The sequence below is a fragment of the Pseudobutyrivibrio xylanivorans genome, from assembly GCF_010906925.1.
GTDB lineage: Bacteria > Bacillota > Clostridia > Lachnospirales > Lachnospiraceae > Pseudobutyrivibrio.
This window is the reverse complement of sequence record NZ_VTVE01000003.1, coordinates 65,423-87,068: the sequence shown is the minus strand read 5'-3', so window position 1 is coordinate 87,068 and position 21,646 is coordinate 65,423. Positions and strand designations below refer to the sequence as shown.

General features: G+C 39.1%; 18 protein-coding genes. 3 read left to right on the top strand and 15 right to left on the bottom strand.

Features of this window, described 5'->3' with window-relative positions; translation table 11 throughout:
• Positions 1 to 930 carry a carbohydrate ABC transporter permease gene (locus F0Q01_RS09825; protein WP_090154450.1) on the bottom strand — a complete coding sequence of 310 codons (930 nt, stop codon included), beginning with the start codon at positions 928 to 930 and terminating at the stop codon, positions 1 to 3.
• Between the two features lie 133 nt (positions 931 to 1,063).
• Entirely contained in the window at positions 1,064 to 2,458 is a 1,395-nt protein-coding gene (locus F0Q01_RS09820) for an ABC transporter substrate-binding protein (protein WP_090488510.1), read from the bottom strand.
• A 175-nt stretch (positions 2,459 to 2,633) separates the two neighbouring features.
• On the opposite strand from F0Q01_RS09820, the gene F0Q01_RS09815 reads away from it, so the two are divergent.
• Positions 2,634 to 3,410, top strand: a complete 777-nt coding sequence (locus F0Q01_RS09815; RefSeq protein WP_090488508.1) for a helix-turn-helix domain-containing protein — start codon at positions 2,634 to 2,636, stop codon at positions 3,408 to 3,410.
• A 167-nt stretch (positions 3,411 to 3,577) separates the two neighbouring features.
• Here the strand turns inward: F0Q01_RS09815 and F0Q01_RS09810 are convergent, their stop codons facing one another.
• From F0Q01_RS09810 to F0Q01_RS09755, 12 genes are all read right to left on the bottom strand, one after another.
• A complete protein-coding gene (locus F0Q01_RS09810; RefSeq protein WP_090488506.1) occupies positions 3,578 to 6,283 on the bottom strand; it encodes a GH36-type glycosyl hydrolase domain-containing protein in 2,706 nt (901 codons plus the stop codon).
• Between the two features lie 16 nt (positions 6,284 to 6,299).
• Complete coding sequence (locus F0Q01_RS09805) at positions 6,300 to 9,110, bottom strand: glycoside hydrolase family 3 protein (protein WP_090488504.1); 2,811 nt, start codon at positions 9,108 to 9,110, stop codon at positions 6,300 to 6,302.
• Positions 9,111 to 9,244: 134 nt separating this feature from the next.
• On the bottom strand, positions 9,245 to 10,177 hold the full coding sequence (locus tag F0Q01_RS09800; RefSeq protein ID WP_090488502.1) for a DMT family transporter: 933 nt from the start codon (positions 10,175 to 10,177) through the stop codon (positions 9,245 to 9,247).
• A complete protein-coding gene (locus F0Q01_RS09795) occupies positions 10,161 to 10,478 on the bottom strand; it encodes a glutaredoxin domain-containing protein (protein WP_090488501.1) in 318 nt (105 codons plus the stop codon). The genes F0Q01_RS09800 and F0Q01_RS09795 overlap by 17 nt, the downstream gene beginning before the upstream one ends.
• 30 nt (positions 10,479 to 10,508) lie before the next feature.
• A complete protein-coding gene (locus F0Q01_RS09790) occupies positions 10,509 to 11,261 on the bottom strand; it encodes a YdcF family protein (RefSeq protein ID WP_090488500.1) in 753 nt (250 codons plus the stop codon).
• A 26-nt stretch (positions 11,262 to 11,287) separates the two neighbouring features.
• Positions 11,288 to 11,659: a zinc ribbon domain-containing protein gene (locus F0Q01_RS09785; protein WP_090488499.1), complete on the bottom strand. Its 372-nt coding sequence runs from the start codon at positions 11,657 to 11,659 to the stop codon at positions 11,288 to 11,290.
• 265 nt (positions 11,660 to 11,924) lie between these two features.
• Complete coding sequence (locus tag F0Q01_RS09780; protein WP_090154472.1) at positions 11,925 to 12,185, bottom strand: DUF1292 domain-containing protein; 261 nt, start codon at positions 12,183 to 12,185, stop codon at positions 11,925 to 11,927.
• Between the two features lie 90 nt (positions 12,186 to 12,275).
• Positions 12,276 to 13,970 (bottom strand): glycoside hydrolase family 13 protein, encoded by a 1,695-nt coding sequence (locus F0Q01_RS09775; RefSeq protein WP_090488498.1) that lies wholly within the window; start codon positions 13,968 to 13,970, stop codon positions 12,276 to 12,278.
• 143 nt (positions 13,971 to 14,113) lie between these two features.
• Positions 14,114 to 14,956, bottom strand: coding sequence for a sugar ABC transporter permease (locus F0Q01_RS09770; RefSeq protein WP_177209285.1), 843 nt, complete (start codon positions 14,954 to 14,956; stop codon positions 14,114 to 14,116).
• Complete coding sequence (locus F0Q01_RS09765; protein ID WP_090488496.1) at positions 14,956 to 16,380, bottom strand: carbohydrate ABC transporter permease; 1,425 nt, start codon at positions 16,378 to 16,380, stop codon at positions 14,956 to 14,958. The genes F0Q01_RS09770 and F0Q01_RS09765 overlap by 1 nt, the downstream gene beginning before the upstream one ends.
• A gap of 120 nt (positions 16,381 to 16,500) precedes the next feature.
• Positions 16,501 to 17,790, bottom strand: coding sequence for an extracellular solute-binding protein (locus tag F0Q01_RS09760; protein WP_090488495.1), 1,290 nt, complete (start codon positions 17,788 to 17,790; stop codon positions 16,501 to 16,503).
• 152 nt (positions 17,791 to 17,942) lie between these two features.
• The gene (locus F0Q01_RS09755) at positions 17,943 to 18,941 is read right to left on the bottom strand and encodes a LacI family DNA-binding transcriptional regulator (RefSeq protein WP_278335706.1); all 999 of its coding nucleotides are present in this window, start codon (positions 18,939 to 18,941) and stop codon (positions 17,943 to 17,945) included.
• 175 nt (positions 18,942 to 19,116) lie between these two features.
• Between F0Q01_RS09755 and F0Q01_RS09750 the strand changes: the two genes are divergently transcribed.
• Positions 19,117 to 19,806 carry a class I SAM-dependent methyltransferase gene (locus tag F0Q01_RS09750; RefSeq protein WP_090488493.1) on the top strand — a complete coding sequence of 230 codons (690 nt, stop codon included), beginning with the start codon at positions 19,117 to 19,119 and terminating at the stop codon, positions 19,804 to 19,806.
• Between the two features lie 156 nt (positions 19,807 to 19,962).
• Positions 19,963 to 21,408, top strand: coding sequence for a cache domain-containing protein (locus tag F0Q01_RS09745; RefSeq protein ID WP_163927223.1), 1,446 nt, complete (start codon positions 19,963 to 19,965; stop codon positions 21,406 to 21,408).
• Between the two features lie 41 nt (positions 21,409 to 21,449).
• On the opposite strand, the gene F0Q01_RS09740 is transcribed toward F0Q01_RS09745, so the two are convergent.
• Positions 21,450 to 21,617 carry a hypothetical protein gene (locus F0Q01_RS09740; RefSeq protein WP_163927221.1) on the bottom strand — a complete coding sequence of 56 codons (168 nt, stop codon included), beginning with the start codon at positions 21,615 to 21,617 and terminating at the stop codon, positions 21,450 to 21,452.
• Positions 21,618 to 21,646 lie beyond the last annotated feature (29 nt).

Genomic DNA, 21,646 nt, shown 5'->3' with positions numbered 1-21,646 from the left:
TCAATTTCTATTAAATCTTCTTCTGATTTTTTTCTCGTCATCTCTGTTTACCATTCTGTAAACCATAATGCAGAGAATTCCACTAACGACAAACAAGTATACGGAAAGGGCACCTGCGCGACCGTAATCTGGTGCACGAAGCAAATTGTTAAGCCACATGATTAAAGTGTAGCTTGTACGGTTCGGATTACCTTGGCCGTTAGTGAGAATCTGTGGTACATCAAACATCTGTAAACCACCAATAAGTGACGTTATAAGGGTGTATGTCAGGATTGGTCTTATCAGCGGTAGGGTAATATGGAAGAATGTCTGTCGAGGAGTACATCCATCGATTGACGCAGCTTCAAAGACGTCCTGACTAATTCCCATGATTGCGGCCATCAACATAATTGTTGTATTGCCGAACCACATGAGAAAGTTCATTAGTGCTACAAGAAGTCTGGTACCTGTAGGTGTTCCCATGAAATCGATTGGGCCATCTACCAACCCTAGGTTGGCAAGAATTGAATTTACTGGTCCTGATGTTGAGAACAATGTAAAAAATAACATAGCGAATGCAGATGCCATGATAAGATTTGGTAAATATATCACAACCTTAAAAAACTGCTCACCGCGAATCTTAAGTCTTGCATCTACAAACCATGATGCAAGTAATAGAGCGATTACAATCTGTGGAACAAATCCGATTATCCATAAGATGAAAGTGTTTTTAAGGTAAGTAAAGAAATCAGGTCCCATAACACTGATATAGTTATCAAATCCCACGAAATTTGGTCCGATTGTGCGGATACCTGAGCGGTAATATTCATAAAAACTATACCTAATCGTGTCTACTAGTGGCAGAAATGAAAAAATGAAATAAGTCACAAAGAAAGGCAGAATGCAGATGTAGCCCCACTTTGCACGGCTTATACTTTTAGTTTTTTTCATAGCATTTATCTCCTAAAGAAATCCGCTGGTCACGGCTACAAGCCTGAGAGCCTCCCAGAGTCAGCATAAAAAGCTTCCCTAGGGAGACCTCAGAGCTTGATGCCTACCAGCTCACTTAAAAATCTAAAAATTCCTATTCAGGCCAGTTAACTGCTGTTATCTCTGGATAACGTTCTTTGATAGCGCGCTCGAAGTTAGCCTTTGCTGTATCGAAATCTACCTGACCCTGGAAGTAATCGCCAAATGAACTCTGGATAAGCTCTACGCATCCCTGATCATATGGTGAAAGTGTTGTCATCTGGATTGATGAAGCTGCTGGCTGGAAGTACTTGAATGGATTCTCTCCACCAAGGAACTCTGCTCCGAAGCTCTCATCATTTGCAATCTCTTCCATACCTGACTGTGTATTTGTGAAATCAAGGTAATCCTTTGTAATCTTCATAAGGTTATCCTTGTTTGCAGTTACAGCAAGCATGATTTCCTTAACGTGCTCAGCATTATCTGTACCTACACAACCGTGTACAAATGAACCACCCCAGTTAAATGCCTGTGGTCCGTCTGTTACTGCCCAAGCACCTGCTTCTCCATCCCAGTTTGGATTAAGAACGAAGTCAATTCCCCATGCTGGAAGTAAGAAACCAAATACCTTTGACTCAGAACCCATTGACTTGTTCCAGTCATCTGTCCACTGTCCCTTGATGTTGCTGTCTATAAGACCAGCATCAAGCCATTCCTTAGAATCGTTAATCCAGTTGATAATCTGTGGATCTACGTTAATCTCTGTACTGCCTTCCTCTACCCATGGAGCAGAAATGCTGTTTCCATACGCACGGAATGTATCTGCATATGTTGCAAATGTGTAGTAACCCTTTGCCTTAAGCTCCTCACCTGCAGACTTCATCTTGTCCCAGTCTGAGCAAAGTGCATGAATCTCATCTGGATCATCTGTTCCAAATGTATCAAGTGCAATGTCACGTCTGTAAACAAAGAGGCATGGGCAAGCCTGCCATGTAGAACCTCTCTGTACGCCATTTGCATCAGAAGCAACTGTCTTTGTAAAATCGTACTGATCTGCTAAATCCTTATCTGGGTCAATTCCAAGCTCTGTAAGTGGAATAGCAATATCTGCCTCAGCATCTGTGTACTTTACTACATAATCTGTCTCTGAAAGGAACATATCAATCTTGTCATCAGCTGCTGCAGAACCCTGATTAAGGAGTGCCTCATCTAACTTCTTCTGGTATACACCATCCTGGTTAGGATTTACTGTCCAGTGAATCTCGCAACCATCTGTAAGGTATGTGATTGTGCCATCCTCAGATGTGTGGTCTACCTTGTCATATACTGCCTCTACTCTTGTTCTGAACTCATCGTTCCAGCAGTAAATATTAATTACTTTTCCTTCTTCGCCTTCAGCCACATAGCCGCCTTCAGCTCCGGCGCTACCGCCTTCTGGATTACCCCCGCAAGCTGTGAGCCCTGCTACCATAGAAAGTGCAAGCGCAAGACTAACTACTCTTTTTTTCATTACGTTTTCCTCCTTTGATTGATAAATCAAGTATCTCTTAGACGCTTACTATCTTAAGTTTCCTGGATTTTTTTCTATATCAAATTCATTGATAAAATACAAAATCCATGCTATTGTTTTTTTGTTTGTTGAATTCACCGCTTATTAAAGCGTCTTTATATTTTTGGAGGCTATCATGACAAGTTCCACTGATTGGTTAGCAAATGAATATGATGATAAAAACGATGTTCAGACTCATAATCACCAGAACAGGGAATTGCTTTTTTACCGCTACGTAGCTGAGGGTAATTTAGAGGAAATTCATAAGAATATTGAGAATCATGAGTTTTTAAATCCAAAGGGAATAGGCAAGCTTTCTAGAGATATTGTTCAGAATTTTAAATATCATTTTGTTGTTTCTATTGCTCTCATAACAAGACTTTGTGTAGACAACGGAATGGAGATGGAAAGAGCCTATCGTCTCAGTGATTTTTACATTCAAAAGCTTGACGATATTTCTACTCTTGAGGACTTGGAAAAGCTCCACGACAAGATGGTTTTAGACTATACAAATAAGATGATTATCATCAATCGAAGTGCTAACCTTTCTCGTCCAATGACAGAGTGCTTAAATTACATCTACTCTCATCTGAAGGAACGAATTACAGTTAAAGATTTAGCCGAGTACACTAGCAATTCCGCCAGCTATATTTCCAGACTTTTCAAGGATGAGCTTGGCACATCCACCAGCGATTACATTCGCCAAGCTAAAATAGAAGCGTCGATGAATCTGCTTCGATACAGCGATTATTCACTGGCTGACATTGCTAATTATTTTTCATTTACATCCCAGAGTCACTTCAGTCAGCTTTTCCAGAAGGAAACTGGGCTTACACCAAAAAAGTACCGCGAAAAATACTACGGTACTCATTGGAAGGGAACCCCTCGTGATATTATGAAAACTGAAGGCTAGCCAAGACCTAGTCCGCTGGTTACTTTTGTCCGCTGGTTACGGCCACAAGCCTTAGAGTCTATTCTCTCGGCTAACATGCCTCGTTCATAGACCTAAGAGCTTGTTACCTACCAGCTCCGTAAAGGAAAGGGGTTACTATCTAAACCAGCTCATCGCTAGTCTGTAGGTTACCCTAACACCACCAGGATTTCGTTGTTCTCGTGGTTCTCAACGTTTTTTTGAGGGATTAATATTTTATTGTTTTCTACAGCAAGTTTAACTCCATTTAAGCTTGCTTCTTTTATTTTATACTCTCCAAACTGAAGCTTTGATGGATTCGTATATACGATATCAAACTTCTTTTCTGCAAATGTAAGATTGATTCTCGCCTTACCTTCTTCATCAAACTGCTCCTTCAAAAGAGCCGGTGCGATTACAAGATTTCCAGCCTCTCCTTTTACGCCAAACACCTCTGTAATCATTGTCAGTAAATACCATGATGCTGCACCTGTCAGGTATGGATACTTTCCTCTACCTTTGCTGTCGAAATACTCTGGTATTCCCGGATACATGTGACTGACATTAAAATTCATGGCTGTTGCAAAAAGGGCATTGAGTGATTTGAAACCTTCTTTTGCGAAACCTCTGCCATATAACGCATTTGCGTACATAACAGACATATGTGAAAATACCGCGCCATTTTCCTTCTCCCCGTAGGCAAATCCAAACATCCTGCCTAGGTCATACTTCACTTCTCTAAAATCCGTATTCAAACGGTAGCCACCAATAGCCTCCTTATACAGATAGTGATCAGCTGCTTGAACTATTTTATGAATCTGCTCGTCAGTGGCCACATTGCCCATTATGGCAAAGACCTGACCAGTCAGCATCATGCGTGTTTCTTCATCAGAATCGCTAAAGCGCTCTACCATGCGACAGCTGTCATCATAATAACTATTAAACCAGCCTTCGCCTTTATTACCCTCAAGCCATTCTTGCTTGTTCAAATGGTTTGTCATCCAAGAAGACATGCCTCTTAGTTTTTCCACAAGAACATTTACAGGAATTGATGCCTGAGTTCCTTTAATATTCCCCTCACATGACCGACAGTATTCTGCAAGTCTATTAGTTTTTTCCTCTACCGAGTCGTAACTATCTAAGTCAAGTAGACGCTTTAGCTCTGTTGCAATATGTATCTCATCTATTCCATCCTCTTTTGATACTGCAAAAATCAGATTTGCAAGCTCCAAAAGATTGCCAGCATAGGCATATGAAAATGCGCTGGATTCGCCATTTGTTGATGCCATATCAAGTGCATCGTTCCAGTCGGCACCTCTTAGTTTTAAAACATTGTGCTGTCCTACCTCATAGAAGGCGCACAGGTTTTCCACCAGCAAATGTTCAATGATCGAACCAAGATATACACTATCATCCTCTGTGTGCTGCTTGTTATCCACCACCTCATATTTTTTATCAACTACGGTACCACGGCGTACAATTGAGTCCTTAAAATAAGGGACTTTCGCCTTTAAAATGCTGTAGTCGCCTGTTTGATTGATGTATAAAAGTAGTGTTCTAAATGGCCAAAATGCATGGTCCATCCACACTCTAGCAATTCCATTTCTGTCGGCTATAAAATTGCCAAGTCCTTCACCAATAATGGTTGCATTGGTTCCATCCATGCGGACACCACCAAAATTGGCAACTATCATCTGGCGCACATTGTCTGGCTCCATGAAAAGAAGGGACAAACAGTCCTGCCACAAGTCTCGCCAGCCTCGTCCACCGCGTCCATAATCGTGATAAGGCAAAAATGAACAGCCGTATACTCGGCGAAGAAATGGCTGGAAAGCAACCCATGCCATAAACTCATCAAAGTTTTTATCACCAGTGTGAAAGCTAACATTTACCTTTTTCTGCCAGTACTCTTTTGTGGTCTGAAACTCTTTTTCCACTGCCGATTTATACGCATATTTTTTAGAAAGTTTTTCTATTTCTTTTTCATCCTCTGTAACTCCAATCAAGATATTAAATGTTACAGATTCATCAGGAGCAAGCTTTATCTTAGAAAACTTAAGTCCACCTACAGCCTCAAGTCCCGCCAGCTTTTCTCCAGCCCTTAGTCCTTCCTCCTGCCTATATACAGATCTAGGCTTAAAGAAACTGCCACCTTCTCCTACAAATGTCTCAACTGTAGGGAAAAATGATTCTGGATTTATTCCATCCTCTCTGTGTCCAATTACAAAATAGGTTTTATTATTAGGTCTATGTCCCTTTTCATCAAAAGACATAGTTGGCTTAACAAGTACTCCCTCTTCTGTAGTTGCGATTCGATGGAGCATGGAAGTAACATTTCTATGGTCCCTGAGATTATCTGCTGAGCGGCCGTATATTGGCACTGCCGCAATAGGTGTTATTAGCTTTTCTTCACTGCCTGTATTTCTAATAGTTACAGACATGATTTCAACATTTTCATTTACAGGTACAAAGGATAAAATCTCAGCGCTGATATCGAAGCAGTTGCTAATTCGAGTAGCTTTGTGCCACATGAAACCTGCCTCCACCGCACTTTCATCCTGGTCCATTGTAAACTTTTGACTCTCCTGCTCAGCTGATGAGCCAGTGGCAGACCATACTTTTCCGTCTTCCATATAGAGCCAAAAATTTCTGGTATTTTTATTGTTATGAAGATTCTCCACACTGGTAGGCTCTAGGATAAATGTCTCCTGGTCCACCATTGAGTCACCACCTAAATTGGGTGTAAGGCTTGATTTTAATCCAGCCTCTGATGCTATAGGAAAATACAGATAGCTTGTATCTTCTGGCTTTCCTATTTTGAATGAACCATTATTATCCGTAAATACGATTTTTCCCTTTGTACTGTTATTAAGCATACCAATCCCCTTGATTTTATTCTTCGCCCATTCGAGCAAACATAAGCCTAAATTCTTCCTCCCTAGATTTGACTAATTCAAATTTAATGTCCTTAATTTCCATTCCGTCTTGAGCGAAATAGAACTTCATGAAGAATGTCATTGCGCATGCGTCGAAAGGCACTTCTATTGTCTGCCAATCACTGTCCTCTCCTGTGAGAGTAATCATTTTCACAAGCAATTTATCTCTGAAAATGCTAAGTGGTATCTGTGCCAGCTCGCTTGTAGCATTTGCCCTTACAGTCATTTTTAGCTTGTAATCTCCTCGCTCCTTAAATGAAACTGTAAACATAGTAGTGCTATTTCTTCCTGTGTTAATATCAGCAGGATTAATTGTTGCAACTCCTGTTTCATCAACATCACATAGCACCATCTTGTCAAAAGCAAGCTCCTCATCGTCAGCTTCCTCTGCCAGCTTTTTATCTACGTCATTGTCTCTATCTATGTAGCGTGCAAACACAGGCTTATTCATAATGAACTTGCAAATATTTGCAGCACATCTCTGAAGCTCTTCTCTTGTGATATCACCTGTTTTAATTGCCTCTTCAAGATTGTCTTTATTTGTGTTGAGCTCAGCATTTCCTGTAACCATGTACAAATCATTCTGTGCTCTAACAATAGCTGCCATATTTGAATTATCACCATGGTAAGACTTGCCGCCTTTTGCCCACCAGTCAGTCATGACGATTCCATCAAATCCCCATTCTTCTCTGAGAATTCTTGTGACCAAATCATAGCTTGATGATGTGTAATAACCATTTACAGAACCGTATGTGGTCATCAATGCGTGAGCGCCACCTTCCTTTACAGCCATTTCAAATCCCTTTAGATATATTTCTCGAATGGCTCTAGCCGATGCCACATGCTCAACTGTATGTCTTCCAGTTTCCTGAGTGTTAAGAGCAAAATGCTTGATTGTTCCTGTCACACCATATTTATGCATTCCCTTAAGCTGGGCTATTGCATTTTTTCCTGTTACATATGGGTCTTCTGAGAAGTACTCAAAGTTGCGTCCATTAAGTGGATGTCTGTGAATATTCATGCCCGGTCCTAAAAGCACATCAACTTTATTTTTTCTGACTTCAAGACCTTCCCAATTATATAGCTCCTCTGAAAGCTCAAGATTCCATCCGCTGGCAAGGCAAGCTCCATTTGGCATTGCAAATGCTTTTTTACCACAATCCATTCTGATTCCAGAAGGGCCGTCAGTACAGCATGCAACAGGAATCCCCTTTTCTAGGAGAGAATCTGTCACACCGCCAAATGCTCCTCCACAACCTGGTGTTACCTTTGGAGAACTCATCCCCTCACCGCGAACTATGCAAAAGAGTTCTTCATTAGAAAGCTGTGAAATGAACTCTTCCATAGTGCACTTATTGTCAAATACATCAAGAAGCTTCAGGCCACTTTTGTTTCCTGTCAGCTCTTGTGGCATGTTATTTTTTCTTATGTCATCCCCATCAATGGTGGCCTTTGGAGCTGGCTCATATGATACCTTGAATGTGCCATCTTCCTGTGGAACTGGCTTCATCCTCTCAAAATCAACAACTGGCGCAAGTGCCTCTGAAAGCTGCTTTGCAACCCTTGTTTCAGCTGCACTATAAACTCCTGCAATCTCTTCACAGCGAACATTGTCACCAACGTAAAAAGTATATTCTCCCTCCTGCAATACATAGGAATTTTTATGTCCTGTAACGCCACTGTCGTCGAAGCTGGATAATTGATATGAAGTGAAAGTAAACTGAAGATCCTGTGACTCTCCTGGCTCAAGCTCCTTAGTTTTTCCGAATGCTATAAGTTCTCTTACTGGATTTCCAAGGACTCCCTGTGGTTTTGAAACATAGACCTGAACAACCTGCTGTCCCTTTCTCTTTCCAGTATTTGTAACTGTAACAGTGAAATAGCCTTTATCGTCTTCACCTTCAAATTTCTTTGCTTCTATAGAAAAAGTTGTGTATGAAAGTCCAAATCCAAATGGGTAAAGTACCTTTTCCTTTGCAAAGGTCTCAAAATATCTATAGCCTACATAGATATCTTCCTGCTGAATATTACATTTTTCCCCGCCAAAATTAGCATCTGAAGGATAATCAGTAATATCCCTTGCGATTGTATCTGTAAGTCGACCTGATGGATTCACATCGCCAGAAAGCACATCAAGAGCGCCATTTCCACCTTCTTGACCGCCCTGCCAAATGTATGCAACAGCGCTTGGATTGTACTCTTCAACCCACTTCATATCTATGATGTTTCCAACATTTAAAAGAACTACTGTCTGCTTAAATGCTGCTGTTACATTTTTAAGAATTTCCCTCTCATCATCTGTGAGAAGATAGCTGCCCTGCTTATTGCTATTGTCCTGATCCTCACCTGCAGTACGTCCAATAAGCACAATTGCCACATCTGATTCTTCTGAGATTTCCTTAGCAAAATCTGCTGAGATAGGCATCTCCTCCTGGAACCATGGCTCTGCTGCCCATCCCTCTCCAAGCTCATAAGGATGATCCTTAATCCACTCATCATATGTATCCTTAAGCTTTGCATTAAGGCTAAATCTATCGTCTGACTCAAGGGCTTCTCTCACACCTACAACATAGGCTGTGTTTACCATACCTCCTGAGCCTGTTCCGCTTTTATAATAGTTAAACTGGCTTCTGCCAAATAGGGCAATCTTAGCACCCTTTTTCAGCGGAAGCGCATTATCATCATTTTTGAGTAATACTATTCCTTCTGCCACAGCACGTCTTGCCACTGCTGCAAATTTTTCTACATCAAATAGTTTGTTGCTCATTTATTTCCTCCATCTTTTAACATTATGCATCTTACCTCAAATTTTATAACCGTTTATATCAAATAGCTATTAAATTTATCAAATTTAGGCAGAAAAAAACAGGCCAGCCAAATTGCCCGCCTGATTTTAATGCTTTACTCTCGATTAACTATATATATTCCAAGGCTTACTAGCCCAAGGGCCACTAAATATCGGATGTTAATTGTGTTCCACTCGGCTAAGAAAACTGCTGAGAGGATTGCTCCAAATATAGGATTGGTAAATCCATAGATGGTGACAGATGACACCGGATTATATTTCAAAAGTATGCCCCAAATTGAGTAGGATACTGATGAAATAAGTGCCATGTAGATTATAAGTGGAATCCCCGCTGCCGATGTCATATGAAGACTGCCGCCTGCTAAAAAACCTACAATCATCATGAAAAGTCCCCCAATGGCAAACTGATATCCACTTAAGGTAACAGGATTTTCTCTCAGGGAGTATTCCTTAATAAGCACCGATGAAATGGCGTAGGAAATGGATGACACAAGGATAAATCCCTCTCCATTTATGGCAAAGCCATCTCCAAGGCTTCCTCCTGCAAGGCTTACAATTATCACACCTATTGCCCCTAGTATGCAGCCGGCAATTTTGTTGCCAGTTAATTTTTCCTGCTTTCTAACTAGGCAAGCAAGCAAGATAGCAAAAAAAGTACTCATTCCATTTATTATGGAAGATTTCACTCCCGATGCATGGGCAAGTCCCATATAGAAGAAAAAGTACTGCAACACTGTCTGGAAAAAGCTAAGTGTACACACCATTTTCCAGGATTCTTTTTTAGGAAATAAAAACTTTTTCTGCAGGATACTGCCAAATACTATTGCAAGAATTCCAGCTAGAAAAAACCTGGTCCCTGCAAATAATACCTGGGACATACTGCTTTCCTGTCCTATTTCAAATATCTTGTAACCTATCTTTATACTTGGAAAAGCACTGCCCCACAGCAAACAGCAAAGTATTGCAAGCAAACATACAACTAGTTTATTTTTCATCAAGTCCGACTTCATGTTAGCAACCTTTTCCATCAATTGAGCACGCTTGCTGTTCTCCAGCTACATACTCAATTGTAATCCCCTTATCCTCTAAATAATTTTTCCAATGCAAGTCAACGCTGCCATCCTCGTAGACAATTGCAGGTATTCCTACATATCCATATTTAATTGTCTTTTCAAATGCTGGATTATTGTCTCTCATATTGAGAAAGGCCTTGAGATTAGGCATGTTCTCGTTGATATCTACAAACTCAAATTCCAATCCATTTTTATTTAGATTATGCTCAAAATTGATGCAATCTGGGCAATGTCTACTGCCATATACTTTTATCATACTCCACCTCCTAAAAGTAATAGTTCAGATTTATACTAAATCTTTTAGTATCCCAAAAGATTCTCGTACCATGTTGTTTGGAATATACAGATATTCTGTACGTGCTGCAATTCCAGTGATCTTAGCATCTGTATGTCTCTTGGCCAAAAGTGTGCCCCTATACAGATGGAAATTGTTGGTCACTACAGCAAATTTTAAATCACTCTCACTTGTTGTGGTATCTTTCTTAATGAGGGCTAACGCATTTACGATATTTTCCTCTGTATTAACAGACTCATCTTCCACTATAATCCTATCCTCAGATATACCTTGTTCAATAAGATAGGCTTTTCCGCCTTCACCCTCGCTGATGGATTCATTTGCTCCCTGTCCGCCTGTGACTACAACTTTTGCATCAGGATTTTTCTTTAGATAATCAGCTGCTGCATCAAGCCTATACCTAAACACAATGCTAGGGCCATTATCTCTCATCTGTGCCCCAAGGACTATTAGGTAGTCAGCATCCGCCTCTCCCTTTGAAAAGAACTGGCTAAGGATACACCCCTGGCAGATGATAAACACCACAAGAGAAGCTGCCACTACACCATTAAATATACCACTGATTCCTTTAGGTACCTTTTTCCATCTATCCTTACTATTCATAAATAGTAGGAATGCAAAAAATGCCGCAACTGCCAGCCATATGGCAAATGAAAAAGTGCCGCTTCCTACCATGTACACTATCACCGAATAAATAAGTGATATTATCACTAATATCGTATATGCGAATCTTTTTGCTTTCATTAACTCTCTCCCTTTTCTAGTTTATTTTAAAAATGAATACCGCATTTTGGGCAAAAATCAAAATCCTCTGTAGTCTCATAACCACAATTATTACAATGCTTCAATCCATAGCTTCTTCCCTGATTAACTTTTGTCATATCCTGAGATCTAATTTGTAAATCCTCCCCTGCTGCAATACGTCTTCCTATTTCAGGATTAAGCTCATAGACTGTCCCACAACAACTCATTTGCACATAATACCTTTTATTCCATTTGAAGGTTGGTATGAAAAACAGTGACAGCACCGTATATAGCATAAACACCTGATACCTTCCATATTTACCACAATTATCGCATATGACAGTCTGGGTGAAATCTAAATCCTTTCTCCCATCTGTGATTCCCATTATAAAAAACATATTTTGCACCTCTAGGTTATTATTGATTCCATGCTAGCTTTGATTTGAACCCTTTTACATTGAATTTCATTATATCATTCTCTTTTCACTTAAACTACTTTTTAACTGGTGCATCTTCCTCATTAACTCTTTATATTATTTCTCTTTTATTCTGCTCCCCGGCTCATTTTGCGCCTCACATGAGATGGTATGGTACTTTTCACATCTCCCCCACATAAAAAAGCTCCGGAAAACTCCGGAGCCATCATTTCTACTAAAGTAACTGCTAAATCATGTCCATGTATGCTTCAGCAATGCGATTATAATCAATCTGGTTTGTAATCTTCTCTACCTTGAAATCGTCTTCCCCAACCTTTACTCGGTAGATGAAGCAACCCTCGTCGCTGACAGTATCACCATCAACTAATGCTGCTGCAACATATCCTTTATTCTCAAATTCGAACTGGTCGATTACTGCCATTTCAACTTCTGCGCCGTCTTTAGTATTAACTACAAATGTAATATACTCTTTGAATTCATTAGCCATCACAGGTGTCCTCCTTTAGGTAACAAATTCCCCCCATCGCAGGCACTATTGTACAATATATTTGTGATGAGTTTAAGCAAAAAATATGAACTATTCTAGAATCGCTACAGACCATGGGGCGCAATTCACATTTTTCCCAAGATTTAGACACACTTGCTTCTCTGAAGCATTGAAAATCACAGTTTTCTTCTCATCTTCATACTGACGAGAAAATGCATATACTCTGTTTTCATTATCAATATATTCCGTGTGATAATTGCCTCGGCTAAGGGCTTTGCTGCCTTTTCGTATATGCGTCCATTTCTTGTAGAAATCAAATACTGATGTTTTTCTATCCCATTCCATAGGTCGTCTGTATTCCCATTCTTCTAATCCTTCCATGGCTTTTTCATCTCCGTAGAAAATAGATGGAATGCCAGGGGCGCACATCATAAATGCTAAGGCAAGCTCTAGTTTCCTCTCATCTCCATGGCAAAAGCTTAAGAATCTGCCTACATCGTGGGTATCAAGAAAATTCATCTGAGCCAGACTTACAGGATATGGATATCTATGAATCATCTTTTGAATCTTTTCATCAAACTGCTGTACATTTATTGACTCCTCAGCGAAAAACTCCTTGCATACACTAATAAATGTGTAATTCATAGTAGAGTCAAACTGATCGCCCAACAGCCAGTTCTCCGAATTTTCCCATATCTCTCCAATTAAAAAGCTGTCTGGATTCTCTTCTCTAATTGCCTTTTTAAATTCTCTAAAGAATTCATGATTTATTTCATTGGCGACATCCATACGCCATCCATCAATACCGCATTCACGAATCCAAAATCTTCCAACATTACAACAATACTCTAAAACCTCTGGATTGCCTGTGTTAAGTTTTGGCATGCTCGCCACATATGCAAAAGCCTCATAATTAGGATATGGATTGGTCTCAATTGGGAATCTAAGCTTATAAAACCAGTCTACATACTTTGATTCTTTTCCCTTTTTTAGTACATCCTTAAATGCAAAAAAATCTGGGCCACAGTGATTAAATACACCATCTAATATAATTTTAATTCCCCGTTTATGAGCAGCCTTTACTAAGGTTTTAAAATCATCAATTGTTCCAAAGCATGGGTCTATATCCATGTAGTCTACAGTGTCATATTTATGATAGCTGTTAGCCTTGAAAATCGGATTGATATAGATGCAGTTTGCACCAAGGTCTTCAATATAATCAAGGTTTTCCACAATTCCTTTTATATTTCCACCGAGATTAGACCTATACTCTACCAATCCATCTGTCTCATCAGCCCCTATTCTCTCTTTTATTCTCTTGGATTGTCCTGAAATGCCTCCTTTTTCGCTGGCAAAGCTGTCAGGAAAAATCTGATACATCACCATATCCTTTGTCCATTCAGGCATTTCAATCATATCTTCTCTACGTAAATACGGATATTGGAAATATTCAATTCGCTGTCTATTCATCTGCTCTGTAAATCCATATTCGCTATAAAACAGACTCACACTAAAGAAATCTTCTATTTGAAAATAATAGCAAATCCTAGTCAACGGACTTGATACTATACACTCAAAATAATCATATAATTCATCTGAGCCAGTAAGCTCCATAGGTACTTCATTTACCTGAACCTCTTTATGAATATCTACTCTATCCCCAAAAAAGAGGGAGACTTTTTTCAAGTCTCCCTTTGCTGCCTTGAGGACTACAACTAATGTATCATCTTTTATCATGTACGCATCTTTTCCAAATGGGTCATGACTTATTGCTGGTAAATTCAATTAATTATCCTCCGTCTGTAAGGTTGCGTCGTATGATAAGGCGGCTAGCCTTTACTTCCTCTTCTATCTACGGGAAGACGCAACCATTTGTTATTTGCTTCGCAAAGGTTGCGTCGTAGGATAAGGATAACTGTAAGTTATCCTTATCCTTTTACAGCGCCACCTGTTACACCTTCTACATAGAATTTCTGCATAACTATAAACAGAATTGCTATAGGCAAAGCAACCATCAATCCACCGCAGCAGAAATATGCAAAGTACTGATTGATGAGCGCTCTCTGAAGCAAGTTGAATAATCCGATAGCCATAGTCCACTGAGATGGATCTTTTGACTTAATCATAAGTCGAGCCATTACAAAATCCATCCATGGATTCAAGAATGAATTAATTACCGTATATACGATCATAGGCTTTGACAGTGGCACAACTATTCGACTAAAAATTGTTGCCTCTGATGCCCCTTCCAGTTTTGCAGCCTCGTGCAATGACACTGGAATAGTATCAAAAAAGCCCTTTAAAATCAGATATCCTAAACCAGATGCACCAGAATATACAACAATAAGACCTAATAAACTATCAGTAAGTCCAATGAGTTTTAATACAAAATAAATCGCTATCATCGATAGTACTCCTGGAAACATTCCAAGAATCAATGAAAAACTCATCAGCTGCTTTCTTCCCTTAAATCTGAGAAATGAAAATGCGTAGGCTGTCATTATTACAAAAAGGGACGAAATAATGCAGCAACATACACCGATTATCATTGAGTTTTTGAACCATGCTGGAAAATTGGCAGCGCTATCAGGTTCAAAAAACAGTTGGTGATAATTTGCTAGGGTCCAATGTTCAGGGAAGAAATGATTAGTATTAATTCCCTTTTGTGCACTAAATGTAGTGACTACAAGCCAGATAATTGGTATTAACCATATAAATGCTAGAAGTGCTAGAAAAATATGTCTTGCCACGATTTTACTTGTCTTTTTCATTATCTATACACCTCCTCTTTATCTCCACCAATCATTCTAGAGAATGTCAAAAGTGAAAGTGCCGCACTAATCAAGAATGTAATAATTCCAATAACTGACGCCATCTTAAAGTTACTGTATTCGTTTGTCAGTCTAAATAACCATGTTATAAGAAGATCTACTTCATTGGCATTTGAGTTAGCAAGTGCCATATTTGTAGTCTTATATGTATGTGTCAGCAAATAAATTACGTTGAAGTTATTGATATTTTGTATTACTGACTGTATCAATGAAGGTCCTGTTATAAATAGTACATATGGCATTGTTATCTTCCAGAATGTCTGGAATTTTGTTGCACCATCTATTTTTGCCGATTCAATCTGATCTGATGGAATGTTCATCAAAATTCCTGTAGCAACAAGCATCTGATATGGAACACCTACCCATATATTTACCAGGATAATTGTCACGTGGGCCCAGCCTGGCTGAGACAAAAATGGTATGTATCCTGCGCTTTGTTTTAACAGTCCTATATGTTTAAAGAAATCTAATATTCCAACATTCTCGCATATGGTATTTACGATACCGTAATCACCAAACATCTTACCCACAAGAAGAAGTGTCACAAACTGAGGAATACCTATTGTAATTACAAACAGTGTTCTCCATAGCCCCTTTGCCATTGTGTGCTCATGATTGATGAATTGCGCTAAAAGAATACCTCCTATAAATGTAGTGGCTGTTGCTAGAATAGCCCATATAAGTGTCCAGGCAAGGACTCTTACAAATGTGTATCCAAAAGTTAATGTCTGGCTATTTGTAAATAGTCGTACAAAATTTTTAATACCTACCCAGGTAAATAAATAAGCTGGTGGCTGATGAGTTTCGTCATAATTCGTAAATGCGATACAAATCATAAATAGAATTGGAATGACATTGATAATAATTACTCCAATAGCAGGAATTGTAAGTAGAGTAATATGGAATTTGTCATTCTTAAAACTCATTAAATCTTCTTTAAAGCTATTTATATGCTCACCATTCTTCTTCATTTCCTGAAGCCTATAAACAGCCTTAATATTTCCAATATATAAAGCGATAAACGCAATAATAATCAAGATTCCAATGATTCCATACAACAATATCAAAAGCGAATTATCATAGTCATTGACCGTCTCTGACATTGTAAGTGGGTCAAATATCATTTCTCTTTGCACTGTACCAAGTGTTGAGAGTTTTGACATATATGGTAAAAATACCGAAACAAATGACGCAATTACTCCCACCTCAAGTAATATCATGAGAATTCCCTTAAGAATTTGTTTTCTTCCGAAGTATCCCATTCCCATGATTAAAAGTGAGAGCTTTACCCAGATATCACCATTTTTCACAGCACTGCCAAATTCCTTTAGACTAGCAGCTCTTTTCTTAAAAAAGTTTCTCATAAATTATCCCTATTCTTAAGACATCATTTCATCATCAATAAAAAACCATGTAGCAACAAGCTTTGACCTCTAATCAAAGCCTGTTTGCTTAACATGGTCATTTTTTATTTCATTGAACTATTATTGTGCCGCATCAACTGGCTGCTCAATTCCTGCTACTGCCTCATCAAGAAGCTGCTGTGATACATTGCCTTCAAGAATATTCTTTCCAAGTGATTCTGCTGGTGTCCAATAATTTCCGCCTACACGCTGCAGTGTTGCATAGTATGACTGCTCTGCAAGTGCATCGAGAGCTGGTGAAGATGCCTCAGCAAGTGCAGCCTTGTTAGAAGGGCCCTCACCTGTTGCCTTATATACTGCTACCTGTGACTCTTCATTTGAAAGGAACTCAGCCAAAAGCATTGACCATCCCTTATTTGCTGCGAATGAGTTTACACCTACGTATTTGTATCCACAGTATGAACCCATCTGTTTTGCCTCACCATTTACATCAAATGTTGGAAGCTTTGCTGCAGCGTATCCATCGCCATAAGCGTCAGAAAAAGCATTTACATTCCATGTTCCTGAAACATAAGCTACTACCTTGCCATCATTTAAGTTTGCAAGCAAATCGTCATTGCCATAGCTCTTGAATGATTTTGCTGATGTAACCTTTGCAAGAGACTCTGCTGCCGCAAGTCCAGCCTCAGAATTCCAGTCACAGTTGTTTGACATATCAGCATTTTCTGTAAGGCTGCAGCCTGCGCCTGCAAACCAACCATATAAATACCAACCATTGGCTACTTCGAATCCTACCTGCTTGCCAAGCTCATCAGCCTTTGCCGTAAGTGCCTCCCAAGAAGCTACATCCTCCTCTGAAAGTGCTGATGAATCATAATATAAGAAATATCCATTAGAAGCTGTGAATGGGTAACCATACTGCTTTCCATCATAACTTCCTGGCTCAATTGTTGTCTCTGTATCTACTTCATCAATATTGTATGTGTACTGAGCCTGAATCTCATTAATAGCTCCAGCCTTTACAAGTGCCTCAAGCTGATCATCAGGGAATACAAACACATCTGCTGCCTTCTCTGGGTCCTCTAAAACCTTGTCCTTCATATCAGCTTCAGAAACTGAACCAATTGTAATATTGAAATCAACATCAGGATACTGTGCCTCAAAAGCATCGCAGCGTTCCTTCATAACTTTCTGATATGCCTCTGTCTCTGAGCACCAAAGCTCAATGTCAACTGTTCCCTCTGTTGAAGCAATAAGATTTGCAATTGCATCCTCTGATGACACTTCCCCTTGACTCTCTGTTCCACTGCCACCTTCAGCTGGTTTCTCTTCCTTTTTCTCTCCGCAACCTACAAAAGCTGTAAGTGTCATTGTTGAAATTAGAAGCGCTGAAACTAATTTCTTCTTCATCTAACCATCCTCCATTTTCTCTAATTGTTTATCCCTCTAGTTGCGCATTTTGAGCAACCGGTTGTCCTTTGAATATTATACTATCCTTAGGTTTGTTGTTCGTCAACTAAGCATTTTTCACCACTTTTATGTGATTATTTTGTGAAAATATACTAAGTTGTACTGTCTCTCATTTGGATATTAAAGTCTTTTAGGGTTTGATTTGCGATACTTTCACCATCTAGATTGCGCATCAAAAGCTCAAGTCCAAGAGCGCCAAGTTTTTTGGCGTCAAAATAAAGACTTGTCACTGATGGTTTTGATGTTGAAAGCAAATTAGAATCATAAAAAGAGCACAACTTTACATCCTCTGGCACCGATATCCCATCGTTATGGAGGCAATTTAACACCGAGTTGCACAGCATATCGTCCATACAAACAATACACTCCGCTCCTTCAGATAACGCCTCTTTTAAAACAGAGTCTAAGCGCACACTTTTATGCATATTTAAGAAAATAAGAGATTCATCTACTGGTAATCCCTTATTCTTGAAACCATTTTTAAAGCCCTGTAATCGGCTAAGAGTAACATTTATATTTTCTCCACCACCGATAAGAGCCATCTTTTTAATGCCGGCATCTATGAGGGTTTCTATCATTCTAGATGTAGCCCCCTCATTGTCATGATCAACATAAGGAACCTCTGGGTCCATTGGGTTTCCAACTACAATATATGGAATATCACATTGCTTTAAGAAATTAATAACCTTTGAATCTTTCTCGCAACGGCTGACAATTACAGCATCAATTTTTTTATTTTGAACTGCATGTTTAAGAGGTAGAATTCCATCATTATCGGCTAATATTATAAGTACGTCGTACTCGAAATCTATAGCTCTATCACATACACCAGTCATAAGGGTTTGGAAATATGGCATCTCCCCCAATGCCGAGTCTGCAGGAAAAACAAGCCCCACATTAAATGTGCGGTTTGCAGCCAAAGAACGAGCCACAGCGCTAGGACTGTAGTTGATTTCTTTAATATATTCATTTACCTTTCGTCTAGTCTCCTCGGAAATACGTCCTTTTCCAGAAATTGCTCGACTGACTGTTGTTTTGCTCATTCCAAGCTCTTTTGCTATTGAGTCTAATGTATGTCCCATTTTCTCCAACCTCTTTGCACATCCTTTTGCATTTGGAACCCTTGCAATTTAGAAAACTAACACAAAAATCTTCTATTTGCAATCGGTTGCGCGTAATTTTGTAAAATCCCCACAAAAACCTATAATCAATTTATGTTATTATTATTTTTGAGATTTCAAAAAAGGTTCTTAACAGAGGATATTTATGGTTAACACAAATCTTACCACGCAAAATGAAAAGCTTAGAGAAGTAGGTCTTGAGCTTAAATATACAGAGGATGGTCTAACTCTCACAGATGGAAAATTATCCATCATGGTTGACTTTAAAGATATGCTTCCACGCCTAAAGCAAAGCAATTTGCAAAACGAGATGCAGGTAAAGGCTGCTCGAATAAAAGGTCAGCCAATGCCTCAAAAAATAATCGATGCCACTGCAGGCTTTGGGGAAGACTCTCTAATCCTTGCCGCTGCAGGCTTTGATGTTGATTTATATGAATTCGATGATATAATTGCACTCCTTCTAGAGGACGGACTTGATAGAGCTAAAAATATACCAGAGCTTGCACCAATTGTGGCAAGGATGCATTTTCATCACGCTGATAGCATACAGGCTATGCAAAACCTTGATTATTTGCCAGATAGCATCTTACTTGACCCTATGTTTCCTAGCAGAAGCAAAAGCGCCATGATAAAAAAGAAGTTCCAACTTTTGCAAAAAATCGAAAGCCCTTGCTCTGTTGAGGAAGAACTTTTAAATGCTGCAATTGCCGCTAATCCAAAGCGAATCATTATAAAGCGTCCCCTTAAGGGACCATTTCTTGCTGACAAAAAGCCAAGCTATTCTCTTGAAGGCAAAGCAATCCGTTACGATTGTTTTGTATTTTCTCGTTCCTAAAATTTTTTAAATTTCAATAGTTTTTTCACGAAATGCCCTTATTTATGTCATAAAATGACAGTACATGATAATGCGGGATATATTCCCGCAGTGTACCGATTTTTTCGAATGCATGAGTTCATGGATTCGTCAGCAATATTTTTACGGAGGGCACTAATGGAAAAAGAATACAGGACAACCGTCCGTGCTAGAGTGACTAAGCACGTGGTTATATCTCTTCTTATATCCATAATTTTAGTTTCTATAGTCAACATGACTTATATGACCCGCAGAATCATAAAAGGGCAAAATAGAGAGCTCACTATAGCTACAGAACTCTGCGGTTCACAGGTAGATGCATGGGTTAATCAAATAAGAGGTGTTACTATCGATATTGCAGATACATTGGAAGCCGATGGCGAACTAGAAAAAGATGAGATAATCGCTCTTCTAGATGAATTTGGGGAATCTCATCAGAATCTAGTTTTTCTTTACGTTGCCACCGAAGAGGGTGACATGTATATGGCTAGAGGTGTTACATATGCATCTGGTGTAGATCCTAGAGAGCGCACTTGGTATAAAACCGTAAAAGAAACTGGAGCATCTAGCATTATTGATCCATATATCAGCGCAACAAGACCTGATTTAATGCTTGCAACTGCTGCTAGTCCTATTTATCTAGATGGAAAATTAGTAGGTGTAGTAGGTGCAGATGCTGATGTTTCAACCATCAATGAATATGTTAGCTCTCTTGACTTTGAGAATGGCTCTTACGGATTTTTGATTGACTCAGAAGATAGGATTGTCGCCCATAAAAATCCTGACTATCAACCAAATATTAATAAAGTCACCTCAGCCGCTGATGTTATTCCTGAGATTAAAGATATTCTTGAATCTAAAACTGAACATGGTCTATCTACTGGAAGAGATTATAACGGAGATAAAGTTACCTATTCTGTTTCAAAACTAGAGAATTGCGATTGGAGAATTGGCGTTGCATACTCACAGAAATTGCTCTACAAGACTGTTGATAGAGGCATTCGCATCAGTTTATTCATTGCAATATTCTGTGCATTCCTTATTGCTGGAGAAATGACACTTGCCATTACACGTATATTAAAGCCAATTGAAAAGATTAATCCTGCGCTAGATAGAATTTTAGCCGGAGATTTCTCTACCAACTTAAATATTTCCAACAAGGAAGATGAGCTAGGCGAGCTTCAGGATAAATTATATGAAATCATCAAGCAGCTATCTACCATGATTTCCCAGCAGAAATCTATGATTGTGGAAATGGAAAAGGGCAATTTGACTGTGGATGATATCCCTGAATTTCCTGGCGATTTAAAAGAAACTTCTATTGCACTTAATTCAATAAAAGAAACATTTAATGACATTATTTCGGATATTCAATTCTCCGCAATTAACCTGCAGAGTTTTGCAATGGGTATCAACGAGACTAGTGACATAGAAGAGATGCGAGCTGTTTTTGAAGAACTTTCTGCCGAAGCAAATATCTTGATGGAAAAAACAAATAGATTCAAAACTGTACCACCAACATATAAGGCAGAGGATTTCGAAAACGAAGAACAATTTGTGGCAGATTATTCTGAAGATGAATAATTTTAAACAATAGTAAAGAGGCGGTTCAAAACCGCCTCTTTTTAACTTACACTGTGAGTCATGGTCTGCTGACCAGCTGCAGCCGCCTTAATCCTCTTACATTCAGGACATAGACGCTGTCTTCCAGTATCAATGAATTTCTTATAGTCTTCCATATTCAGGTAGACTTTTTTCTTGCAATTCTCGCAAACAAAAAGATACAAAGGCATTATTATATCTCCCTTTAATTTCGCCACAC